9 protein-coding genes are annotated in these 11,594 nt (G+C 52.3%); 5 read left to right on the top strand and 4 right to left on the bottom strand.

Annotation, left to right across the window (positions count from 1 at the left end; translation table 11 throughout):
• Positions 1 to 113 precede the first annotated feature (113 nt).
• From EKM96_RS06230 to EKM96_RS06220, 3 genes are all read left to right on the top strand, one after another.
• Positions 114 to 1,574: a DUF5776 domain-containing protein gene (locus EKM96_RS06230; protein WP_125641289.1), complete on the top strand. Its 1,461-nt coding sequence runs from the start codon at positions 114 to 116 to the stop codon at positions 1,572 to 1,574.
• A gap of 112 nt (positions 1,575 to 1,686) precedes the next feature.
• Entirely contained in the window at positions 1,687 to 2,754 is a 1,068-nt protein-coding gene (locus EKM96_RS06225; RefSeq protein WP_125641286.1) for a YdcF family protein, read from the top strand.
• Positions 2,755 to 2,925: 171 nt separating this feature from the next.
• Entirely contained in the window at positions 2,926 to 3,156 is a 231-nt protein-coding gene (locus EKM96_RS06220) for a hypothetical protein (RefSeq protein WP_125641283.1), read from the top strand.
• Positions 3,157 to 3,385: 229 nt separating this feature from the next.
• On the opposite strand, the gene EKM96_RS06215 is transcribed toward EKM96_RS06220, so the two are convergent.
• The 3 genes from EKM96_RS06215 to EKM96_RS06205 form a co-directional block, all read right to left on the bottom strand.
• Complete coding sequence (locus EKM96_RS06215; RefSeq protein ID WP_125641280.1) at positions 3,386 to 4,237, bottom strand: exosome complex component; 852 nt, start codon at positions 4,235 to 4,237, stop codon at positions 3,386 to 3,388.
• Between the two features lie 82 nt (positions 4,238 to 4,319).
• On the bottom strand, positions 4,320 to 4,739 hold the full coding sequence (locus EKM96_RS06210; RefSeq protein WP_125641277.1) for a helix-turn-helix domain-containing protein: 420 nt from the start codon (positions 4,737 to 4,739) through the stop codon (positions 4,320 to 4,322).
• Between the two features lie 76 nt (positions 4,740 to 4,815).
• Positions 4,816 to 6,624 carry a M3 family oligoendopeptidase gene (locus EKM96_RS06205; RefSeq protein WP_125641274.1) on the bottom strand — a complete coding sequence of 603 codons (1,809 nt, stop codon included), beginning with the start codon at positions 6,622 to 6,624 and terminating at the stop codon, positions 4,816 to 4,818.
• 120 nt (positions 6,625 to 6,744) lie between these two features.
• On the opposite strand from EKM96_RS06205, the gene EKM96_RS06200 reads away from it, so the two are divergent.
• Positions 6,745 to 7,698, top strand: a complete 954-nt coding sequence (locus EKM96_RS06200; protein WP_125641271.1) for an alpha/beta hydrolase — start codon at positions 6,745 to 6,747, stop codon at positions 7,696 to 7,698.
• Between the two features lie 126 nt (positions 7,699 to 7,824).
• Entirely contained in the window at positions 7,825 to 9,429 is a 1,605-nt protein-coding gene (gene rny, locus EKM96_RS06195) for a ribonuclease Y (RefSeq protein ID WP_125641268.1), read from the top strand.
• Between the two features lie 246 nt (positions 9,430 to 9,675).
• On the opposite strand, the gene EKM96_RS06190 is transcribed toward rny, so the two are convergent.
• Positions 9,676 to 11,250, bottom strand: a complete 1,575-nt coding sequence (locus tag EKM96_RS06190; protein ID WP_125641266.1) for a bifunctional metallophosphatase/5'-nucleotidase — start codon at positions 11,248 to 11,250, stop codon at positions 9,676 to 9,678.
• Positions 11,251 to 11,594: the final 344 nt, after the last annotated feature.

Below are 11,594 nucleotides of genomic sequence, written 5' to 3'. Positions count from 1 at the left end.
ACAGGATATCTGTTCTTGATGTTTTTTATTGTCCAAAAAATTTTGAGACAGTGGCTAACTTGATTCTAAAATGCGCGAAAAGATTATTACATTTATTCGTAAGCGCTTTATTTATGGCAACGCTGGGACTGGTTGTCGGGATGACGCCGATTACTGGGAAGTCCATCGCGGTGGCTCGTGCAGCGGAGACGGATGTGACGGTGCCGACAGTTCTTAGGTCAACGATAAGCACGGCTCCTACTGGTATCTCGGACCCGTTTGACGTGACTTATAACGATCAAACCACGGTTGGTGATGTCCTAGATGCCTTGAGTAAAACGAAGGGCGTTGACCGTAATACGGTATTATTGGAATTCTACGGTGAAAGTTATGTCGTGAATAAGTTATGGACGCTGTCACAATTTATGTCTTATTATGCCCAAGTAATGGGTCTGTCCGATTCTCAAGTTTCGGAATTTACAGCGACTTTTGGTTCTGATCCGTTTAAGCTCAAGGGACAGGCGATCGATGAGCAAGCTACCCAAAAGTTATTTGACCAAAAAGTGACTTATGATGGATCAACCTCACCGTTTGAAGTCGATCTTAACGTTCCCCTGACGAAGGCCGATATTAGCATGAAGATCACCTACAAGATGGCGGATGGCAGCAACTTACCAGCTTCGGTTACCGACAATGCGGATTCATCCGATGGTGCCACGGCCACCAGAGTGGTCACGGGTTACGATGGCCAGGTCTTTAACGATAAGCATCATTTCCTGATTCCTGAAATTTCGGGTTACACGGCTAACCCGACCGGTATCACCTTCGACAGTAGTAAGGTGGGCGCCGATGGCAATCAAGACGTGACTATTACGTATTCGAAACCGACAACGGCGACCTCGAGTCCTAACAAGCCTACGAAGTCAACCAAACCAACATCAAGGGTTGCGTTTAAGGTTTATGCTAAGCGGGGTCTCAACCGGTACCGCAACGCGGACTTTAAGCGGAGCGAACGCGTTCAAGGCTACGCCAAGAAGGCCAAAGCCTACGCACCAATCTTCTCCGTTGTAAAGACCGTGACATCCAAGGCCGGCAATCAACGCTATGAATTGGCGGATGGAACCTACATCACGGCGAATGCGGATTACGTGGGGAAACTTTATTGGTCCGGGCATTACAATAAGCTATTTGTGACAAATCCTAAGGGGACCAACGTTTATAGCAGCACCACGTTTACCAACAAGGTTCGTCATTTGAAGCAAGGGGCCGCGGTTGCGGTGACCAAGGTGGTTAAGCAGGGCCTGACTACACGTTATGAATTGGCGGATGGGACCTACATCACCGGCAACAAGCAGTGGGTGTCCCCAACCAAGCCAACGATGGTCACCAAGGTTAAGGCCACGACCAAGATCAATCGGTATCAAACGGTTAATCTGAAGAAACGGATTAAGAGCTACAAAAAAGGTAGCACGATCACCGTCAAGGGGTGGGATTATTCGCACGGCGATCGTCCCGATCTCAGTGGCACCAAGCGTTATCGGGTAGCCGGTGGCTACATCACCGCTAATCCTAGGCTGGTTCATTCTGTTAAATAGGGTCATCCGGGCAGTGAAAAATTCACTGCCCTTTTTCTGTCCTGGCGTCATCAAACCACGGTAGTTATGCTATTCTAAAAGTATCGAGTCTGTCTCATTAGGGGGAAGTTATTTGCAAGCGGGTGGATTTGGGATTGAGCCCATCGTCTTTTGGGGGTGGTTGCTCCCGTTAGGTTTTGGGCTCATCTTTTTTATTAGTTATCGCATCGAAAAACGGCGGTTAGGCAATGGGATTTGGTTCTCACTATTCTTCTATTCCTTTCTGACCATGGCGGCCATCACCATCTTGGCGACCAATAATCGCTGGCTGATTGTGATTAGCCTGGCGATATTTGTGTTATTTTTAATCGTGATTGGGGTCGTGTTCACGCTTCAAGCGTTTCTGCTCTTGTGGAACGCTTGGATTGTCTGGAAACGGGAGAGCCATACGATTGCCAACATGCTGACGTTGTTTCTAGGAATCGCGATCCTGGTGGCGCCATTCGTGGTGCGGCTGACATCGTTATACCTGCCAGTTCCGGTAGCGACAGCGATTAATCTCTTCCCATCGATGGTGATCTTCTACGTCCTCTTCTGGTTTTACAACTATCTGACAATGTTGTTTATTTATCAATTTAATCATCCGCGATATAAGCAAGATTATTTAATCGTGCTGGGGGCTGGGTTACTAAATGGCAATGAGGTTTCGCCGTTGTTGGGCCAGCGGATTGACCGGGCCATGCGGTTCTACGACAAGCAACTGGCCAAAACAGGTCGCGCGCCGGTCATCATCTTCTCTGGTGGCCAAGGTGGCGACGAAACGGTGCCGGAGGGCGTGGCCATGCGGCAGTATGCCCTGGATAGGGGCTTACCCGCCGACCATGCGATTGCGGAGGAGCGTTCGCGAACGACCTTCGAAAACATGGTCTTCTCGCAACAGATTATCACGGCTCGTGGTGACGAGAATCCCCGGATTACTTTCGTGACGAATGGCTATCACACCTTCCGGGCGGGGATGATTGCGAAGCGGGCTGGCGTGAAGGCCGATGGCATCGGCGCGCGAACGGCCAAGTTCTTCTTGCCTAACGCGATCCTGCGGGAATATATCGCCGTCTTTGTGGGCAACAAGCGTTGGCACCTAGTGGCCATCGTGGCGATGTTATTCTTAACATTATTGCTGGTTTGGGCAGAGTATCATTAAAATAAGATCAAAAAAACTGCGTCACCATTTTAGATTGGTGACGCAGCTTTTATGTATAATCGCATGTAAGTTAACAGATAAAGACTAATTGAGTGTCAGATCGACTACTAGCGATCGACTAGCGCGATGAAATATTGACCACGCTGGCGATGATCCATGGTGATCGGAACGATGCCAACAATTGCGATCATGGTTGCCAGTTTAGAGCCGAAGGCGGCTAGGGATGACGCGGTGTCGATGTTCTTAGCTGGTGATCTAGGCCAGCTTAGAACATGGGTCATGGTGGAAACGGGCGGTTCTGAGCGCGGTTTCACCATGCCCTTGAAGACCCGCGAATCTCAGCGGGGCTTCAAGGGTTGCCCCACAGCGTCGTCCCTGGCCGCCGTAGGCGGACCTAAGTAAGAATCCAAAGACCAACAAAAAAGAAAGCTCAGTCGTCCCGATGGGCCTGATGGCTAGCATAGGCGGCGTAAGCTAGCGCCACGATGAGGGCCAACCCAATGCCGTAAAATAAGATATTTCCCAAATCAATCATGGTGATTCCTCCCCGTGTTAATTAACCTTTCACATCATAACAAAGGGTCACCACGGGTGTAAACGATCTTAGGCGAGTTTGGTAAAAACGCTAAGTTTACTTGACCAGATAGACCTGATCGCGCACGAGATCAATTGGAGTGAAGTGCCGGTTTAACTGGTGAACGGTTGGATTGTCGAGCAGCTCGGCATGCTGCCAGAAGGCGGCTGAATCCGTGGCCCCGTCCTTTTCACCAATCACGACAAAATCCACGTCCGCGGCAGAGGCGCGGATGGCCTGAAGCAGCTCCCAATCCACGGGAACGCCATCCGGCGACCAGGACATGACCACGACGCCAACGTCGTTTTGGTATTTCTCAAATGCCTCGAGTGCGGTAAGTGGTTCGATAGGGGTCAGGGTGTGACGGCCGGTTTCATTTTCGGCCGTCCAGCTCTGACTATCCGTGGCATAGACGGTCTTGCCGGCATCCCGTAAGCCCTTGGAAATATAACCGTTACCAGCCATGACCTCTAGGACCGACCGGTCGCCGACAAATTCTGCCAGGTCGTTGACGACCGGTTCCGAGGTGTAGGCCCACATGCCGTAATGATTTTCGAGGTAGTCCCTGAAGGACCGCAGATCGTGGTCCAACTGTGGCAGGAGATCCGTCAGGTGATTCCAGAGTTGATCGCCGGTGGGATCGCCAGCCGGGTAGGTGGCGTTGATGTGCTGGAAGATGACGTCTTGGGTATCGTCTGGGAGCTGTAGTAGTGGCAACTGTTGGGGTAACTTGCCGGTACTTAGAATTCGGTCAGCCAGGATAATATTACTGAGTAGGGCCTTGATGGCAGAATATTCGCCGAAGTCGCGATAGTAGGCCTTGATCCGGCTGAGGTAGTCTTGCTGGGCCAAGGGTGTCGGCTGATGCCGGACCTGTTTCTTTAAGCGTCGTAGTTTTTTGGGATTCATCGTTGTGGGTCCTTTCGAGCAGATTGGCAAAATAAAACGGTCGGCCGATTAGCAGTTATGCTGACCAGCCGACCGTTAAGCGTTAATGGTCGTCCAAATGGAGATCCAATTCTTCTTGCTGGTTTGGTTCCTGATCGATGAAGCGGTTTTCCTTACCATGCAGATAGCCATCGATCAATTGGTAAATTTCGTAACGGTCCCGGCCACTGAGGAGTTCACGATTGAAGCTCAGTTGCTTGCCGGACAGGAATAGCCGGCCGAGATCATATTCGTCACGTTCGGCCTTCCCGGTGAGGTAGTCCATGGTGACGTCGAAGTATTCCGCGAGCTTGCGGACTTCGAGGAAGGAAGGCGTCCGAATACCGCGTTCCCAGTTACCAATTTGTGACGCTGTGTTGGGATGATCGTCCTCCCCAAGAGCCTTTTTATTCAGCGCCATGGCTAGTTGTTCCAATGTAATATGTTGGCCGCGCCGTAAGGCCCGTAGTCGTTCTGAAAACATACACTCACCCGTTTCTTCCGTTGATTTGTCTACCAATAGTATACCACTCTGCGTTGCTTTTAACTGAAACTAGTGACTATTTCACTAGTGAATCAGTCAGACGCATGAATTCTCTAATATCTTGTTTGATGAGTTTCACCCCGGCTAACCAGAAGTCAGGTTGGGTGAGATCGACGCCCAGATGCTTGGCGGCCAGGTCCTCGGTGGACATGTTGGCGGTATCTCTGAGTAAAGCGATGTAGTCGTCCTCAAAGTTCTCGGTCTGTTGCGCCTTAGCGTAAATCCCCAGGCTGAACAGGTAGCCAAAGACGTAAGGGAAGTTATAGAAGGCCGGTTCGTCGATGTAGAAATGCAGCTTGCTGGCCCATAAATGAGGGGAATAGGTCGACAGGTCGTGACCAAAGGCTTCCTTCTGGGCATTCAGCATGAGTTCGTTCAGCTCGGCTGGGGTGACCAACTTTTGTTGGCGCAGTTGGTAGAAGCGGGTTTCAAAGAGGTAGCGCGCCCGGATATTTAAGAACATCGCGAGGGGGTTGTCCATCTTGGCATTGAGTAAGGTAATCTTCTCGGCATCGGTCTTTGCGGCCTGTAGGTTGGCATCCGCCACGATCAGTTCGCCAAAGGTTGAGGCAGTTTCGGCCACGTTCATGGCATAGTCTTGCCGTAAGATTGGCAGGTCATGGATCACGCTGGAATGAAAGGCGTGGCCCAACTCGTGGGCGATGGTGGAAACGTCGTTGGGTGATCCGGTGAAGGTCATGAAGATCCGGGATTCATTGGTCTCCGGGGCACTTTCCATCCAGCCACCGGGGGCCTTGCCTGGTCGATCTTCCGCTTCAATCCAGTGATGGTCGAAGGCGTGCTTAGCCAGTGCGGCCATCTTTGGTGAGAATTCGCCGTAGTGTTGGATGATGAAGTCCGCGGCCTCGTCGAAGGTAAATTGGTGTGGTGTACTCCCGGGGAGATTTAGCGGGGCCTCGACGTCTTCCCAACCGGCGTGCTTTTTGCCCAGGAGGGACGCCTTGCGGTCAAGGTAATCGAGTAGCATGGCCTTGTTATCATCGACTACCCGCCAGATTGTCTTCAGGGTGGTGGCACTCAGGCGGTTCTCCTTGAGCGGTTCCTTCAGAAAGTCGGTGGTTCCATGGGCGGCGTATTCGGTTAAGCGGAAACCGGCCAAGTGGTTCAAGGTGTCGGCAAAGAGTTGTTCCTTATCCGTCCAGGCCTTTTCCCAGGCGGGCAGCAGGGCCGACCGATAAGTCGGGTCCGCGTTACCCAGGAGATTGTTATCGGCCTGTCCAGCCGAGAGGGTGATGGGTTGGCCTTCCGCATCGTGGAACGGGACCTGTACCGTGGCAACCAGGGAATCGTAGTGACTACTCCAGGCGGCCTTGCCATCGAGATTGAGTCGATTGATGAGGGCTTCGGTCTTGTCGTCTAGTAACGTCTTGCCCGCGTCCCGCATTTCCTCTAGATTAAAGGCAATGGGCGCCAGCTTAGGATGGGCCAACATTTCCGCAAAGTTGGCGTCCGGGACCTGAACCAGGACCTTCTTGAGCTTGCCAACCACGTTGTCGGCCTGGGTGGCCAATGTTTGATAGTGGGCCTCAACCGGGGCCACATCGGCATTGTGGATGTCGGCGGAGCCAACGCCAGTAATGAAGAGTCCCGCCTGACCCAGGCCGGCTTCGATGGCCTGTAACTGATCGATTAACTTGATAAATTGCTGATAGTTAGGGGCGTCACTGGCGGCGTCCCAGCGGTCGAGCAGATCGCCCAGGGTTGCCGTGGCGGTCTGAATCGATGCTAATTTAGTCTTCAGCTGGTCGGAATTGATCCCACCAGCGAAGAGCGAATCGAGATCCCAGTTTAATGAATATTTCATGGATGAGCCCTCCTAGCCGTTAGTTGGCTTTATTATAGCAAACTTCATATCGATTGCGCTGGCGGCAAGAACTTCGTATACTTACCCTTGTGAGTGTCACGATTAAGGGAGGATAACATCTTGAGTAAGCGATTGAAACGGTGGCTAATCGCCATTTTAGTCCTGGTGGTTCTAGTGTCCACGGGACTGTTTGGGGCCAGTCTGTACTTTTATAATATGACGGTTGCCAGCGGTAAGAAGAGTTTTGTGGGACCGGTCACGAAGTTAAAGAAGACGGACCCACTCTACCAACAAAAGAAGTGGTATCAAACGGTGCCGAAGCAGCATTGGACGGAAACGGCGGCCGGCACCAACTTGAAGTTAGTGGCCGACTACATTCCTGCTGCCAAGACGACCAAACGGACGGTGGTCTTGGTTCATGGGTTTGGTTCCGACAAGGAGGCCATGGGGGGTTACGTGGCCATGTTCCACCAAATGGGTTATAACACGTTGATCCCCGACACCCGGGGCCAAGGGGCCAGTCAGGGGAAGGTCATCAGCTATGGTTATTATGAAAGCAAGGACTATTTGAAGTGGGTTAACCAGGTGATCGCTAAACAGGGTCAGCAGTCGCAGGTTGTCTTATTTGGGGTGTCCATGGGGGGCGCCACAACCATGATGACCAGTGGTCTGCAGACGCCACCGCAGCTTAAGGCCTACATCGAAGACTGTGGTTATACCAACGCCGAAGCCGAGATTACCTACCAGGCTAAGCAAATGTATAACCTGCCATACTGGCCACTGGTCCCCTTGACCAGTTCGGTGGCGAAGGCCAAGGCCGGCTTCCACTTTAAGGATGCCAATGCCGTGGCGGCCGTGAAGAAGAATCATAAGCCGATGCTCTTCATTCACGGGGGCGCCGATACCTTCGTGCCAACGCGGATGGTTCACCAAGTCTACGCGGCCGATGCGGGTCCCAAGCAATTGTTAATTGTTCCGGGGGCCAAGCACGCGGCGGCCTTGTCACATGATCCCCAGTTGTATACCCGCACGGTTAAGGCCTTTCTGGCCAAATATATGCCGGCTGGCGATTAAAAACGGCAGTTAGTAAATCACGGCGAGTTTAGTTGGGTTGTGGGGGGAAATAGCGTATAATTAGCAAGAAGAGTGACCAACCCACCCGCTAATTTGTCGGGATTGAAGACTAAGGAGTACAGCATATTGTTAAGCATAGGACTAATTATTGGAGCCTTGCTGATTGGGCTGGTCCTCGGCTACCTGGTGCGTCGGCATCAGCACCGTCAAGAACTGTTGGCGGTACAAGAACAGGCGCGAAAGATTATTGCCCAGGCAACCGCAGAGACCAAGCAACGTGTGCAGAAAATACACGCCGATAGTCGTCAAGAGACTTTGGCCTATCAGCAATCAGTCAAGGATGAATTGACCGAACAGAAAACAGATATTTCGGCGCGCGAACAGCGTCGGTTACAACGTGAAAAATTGATGGATCAGATGGCGATTCGGCTAGATGATCAAACAGAAATGTTAGACGAACGGAGCCAGGCTAACCGAGATCAACGGCAGTCCGTGCACCTGTTGCAGGACCGAGCCGAGGAACTCAGTGACCAGCGGGAAACCACCCTGGCCGACCAGGCGGGGCTGACCGCGCAGGACGCCCAAGAACAGGTGATTCAACACGCTAACCTCTCACTGAAGCGGGACCGCGACATCGAGATCAAGGCGTTGAATGATAATGCCGAGGCCAATGCCGAACGTTGGGCCAAGGACGTGGTGCTTTCCGCCACGGAAAGTGGTCCGCAAGACTTGCCAAAGGAACATTTGGAACACAGCGTGACCGTGCCTAACGGTGAGATACGCAGTAAGATTATCGGTCGTGAAGGCCAACACATCCGCTTGCTGGAGACGTTGACCGGGACGGATCTAATCTTTGTGCCGGATGACAACTCGACGCTGTTCATCAGTACGCATGATCCGATTCGCCGGGAGATTGCCCGGGTCGCCCTGACTAATCTCGTGGCGAGCCGCCGCATTTCGGCCAATCAGATCGAAACTCAGGTGGAGAATGCGCTGCGGGATGTTAACCACAGTCTCTGGGAGACCGGTGAACAAACCGTGAGTCTCTTACATGTGGGTTGGATGCATCCCGACCTGATGAAGCTCATCGGCCGACTCAAGTACCGGACCAGTTATGGTCAAAATGTGCTTTTGCATTCCATCGAAGTGGCTCAATTAACCGGTGCCATGGCAGCACGGCTTGGGTATAACACCCGCCTGGCTCGCCGGGCCGGTTTACTCCATGACTTGGGGAAAGCCATCGACCATGAAGTCGAAGGCACCCACGTGGAAATCGGAACCGAATTTGCCCAGAAGTATGGCGAAGATCCGATTGTGATTAACGCGATCGCCGCCCATCATGGGGATGTCGAGAAGACCACGCCGCTGTCCGACTTAGTGGCCGCCGCCGATGCCATTTCTGGTGCCCGTCCAGGTGCTCGGAGTGAATCAGTGGAAGACTACATCAGTCGGCTTCGTGCCTTGGAACAAATTGCGAACGAGCAGACTGGGGTAGCCGAAAGCTACGCCATTCAGGCCGGTCGGGAACTCCGGATCGTGGTTAAGCCACGGGAGTTGGACGACCAGGCCGCAGCCAAGTTAACGCAGGAAGTGGCTCAACAGATCGAGGATAAGTTAACGTATCCTGGGAAGATCAAGGTAACCACCATTCGGCAGTCAACCGCTGTGGAATACGTTGGCGACGAGAAGAAGAAACACAAGAAGAAAAAGAAAAAGGCGGCCAATGCTTAGTTGGCCCATAAAAAATCCTCTAGGACGTTAAGTCGTCCTAGGGGATTTTTTGTTAAGTATTAGATTATTTAATTGATGGTGGCGTTGTGTGGCAGCGCGCCGTTTGTTCGCTAACCTTTATCAATTGCCGAAACGTGCTCCGCCAGGCAACCAGCTCCGCTTAACCCCGTCACCCGTAAAATCCAGGTTCGGGATTTTTCGCGTGACGACGTTAATGCTCACTGGTTAAGCGCCTGGCTGCGCACTCTATCTTTTTTCATTAACGACCCTAAAGTTATGGTTCGCCACGGCCTGAATGACCGGGTGTTCTTGCAGGTAGTCCGCGATGATTTCACTCATCGCCCCTTGACCCTCCGCAATAATCTTGTCGGCACTGAACATGGAGAAGTGGCCGCCGCCGACCGCCCGGTATTGATTCAAGACGATCTTGAGTGGTTGGTCTGGCGTGACCGGTTTGCCATGATACGTGAGCCTCTCGACGCGCTGCCCAAACGGTTGGGCAATGTTTAACTGATAGTCGATGCCCTCATACATGTCATAGTTGTATTGGCGCCGCTTCGGGTGAACGAAGGCGGGGTTAACCGCAATTTCGCCGTCGATAATCTTGAAGTACCGCGCGCTAACCTCGATGGCGGCCTTCAGGTCGGCTCCAGTAATTTCCAGGAGTGAGAGACCATTCGGATAGACGTAGTTGGTCATGATGTTCCGCATGGTAATGGGATTTTCGAAGCCCCGGGCCTCGTCGCTGAAGAGGGCGGTGGCGGAGATGTCCGCGCCCATGGTGGCCATCTGAACCTGTTGAATAAATTCTATGTACGGCGTTTCTTCCATGCGGGCCTTAAAGGGATCGCTAAAGGTCATATCGCCTTCGATTCGGCCTAACGGTTGGTCGAGCCAGTGGCTAACGGCCTGATTCAGGTCGGCGGCCGCATCCAGAACCTTGGGATCCAGTGGCGCGTGACTGGTTGGGACGAGCTCGGTCTCGTGATGCGTAACCGTCACGTGACCATCGGCATCGCGGTCGAGGTCCAAGACGATCTTGCCGATCGCTTGTCCTCGGAAACCCGGTTGCGTGGTGGGCGTGTCAAAGACGTCGGTTGCCAGTTGGCGGTGTTGATGGCCGGTGACCAAGGCATCGATCCCCGGAATGGCCTCCAACATGTGGTAGGCTTCATTTTCGCCGACATGGATGTCATTAGGCTTGCCGGTGGTTAGGTCGCGTTCAAAGCCCCCGTGGTAACAGACCACGACCACGTCGGCCTGTTCACGAAGAATCGGCACGTACTTTTGGGCTGCGACAAAGGCCGATTCAAATTGCAGGCCATCAATATTGGTGGCCTTTTCCCATTTATAGACGGCTTGCGTGGTGAGGCCGAGGACCCCAATCTTGATGCCATCTTTTTCGATAATCTTGTAAGGCTGACCGTACTCAGGTTTGCCAGTATGGTCGAGAATGTTCGCGCAGAGGATCGGCCGCTTGGCCTCCCGAATGGCCGCCTGTAGGTAAGCCTGACCATAATTAAATTCATGATTGCCTAGGATTCCACAGTCATAATCGATTTGATTATAGATGGACATGAGGGCCTGCGGGTTGCGGTCGGGTTGTACCCGGGCCACATAATAGGCCAGGGGCGATCCCTCGAGGAAGTCCCCGTTTTCAACCGTCAGGACGGTGCCATCAACTTTTGCGGCGGCTTGCTCCTGTGCGAGGACGGTGGCAGCCCGTGCAAGGCCAAAGCCTTGGTGGCTACCCTTCTTGACGTAGTTCGTCGGGAAAACGTAACCGTGAGTATCACTGGTAGATAAAATTGTTAACTTCATTTGGTGTCACCCTCCAATTACGACGTCTGGCACTTCCCGGCGTCAAGACGTTCAGATCAAAGCTGTTAAAGAAATTATAAGCTAGTTTGTCATGGCTGTAAATTTATGACGGCAAAAAATACCGCGAATCGTCGACTTTTTTGCCCAATATGGCCGAGAGCACAAAAAACGGCGACCAGACCTTGATAGTCTGCGTCGTCGCGGAAGATAAAACGTCTAGTACGTTTGGAGTTGGGGACCTTGAATAGCGGTTCCCTTATTTTTACTTTGGAGGAGTAAAATTGGTAACTTATTCGTTTATTCATTCGTAAGTTATGCCTTTAACTATATCAGGAAATTGTGAA

It is taken from the genome of Levilactobacillus tangyuanensis (assembly GCF_003946545.1).
Taxonomy (GTDB): domain Bacteria; phylum Bacillota; class Bacilli; order Lactobacillales; family Lactobacillaceae; genus Levilactobacillus; species Levilactobacillus tangyuanensis.
Note: the sequence above shows the minus strand (reverse complement) of the source record. Positions and strands in the feature narration are given on the sequence as shown.

Bases quoted from the DNA above. Each gene is read 5' to 3' on its own strand.
- EKM96_RS06205 (WP_125641274.1), bottom strand. From the start codon at position 6,624: ATGAAATATTCATTAAACTGGGATCTCGATTCGCTCTTCGCTGGTGGG.
- EKM96_RS06190 (WP_125641266.1), bottom strand. From the start codon at position 11,250: ATGAAGTTAACAATTTTATCTACCAGTGATACTCACGGTTACGTTTTC.
- EKM96_RS06215 (WP_125641280.1), bottom strand. From the start codon at position 4,237: ATGAATCCCAAAAAACTACGACGCTTAAAGAAACAGGTCCGGCATCAG.
- EKM96_RS06220 (WP_125641283.1), top strand. From the start codon at position 2,926: ATGCCAACAATTGCGATCATGGTTGCCAGTTTAGAGCCGAAGGCGGCT.
- EKM96_RS06210 (WP_125641277.1), bottom strand. From the start codon at position 4,739: ATGTTTTCAGAACGACTACGGGCCTTACGGCGCGGCCAACATATTACA.
- EKM96_RS06230 (WP_125641289.1), top strand. From the start codon at position 114: ATGGCAACGCTGGGACTGGTTGTCGGGATGACGCCGATTACTGGGAAG.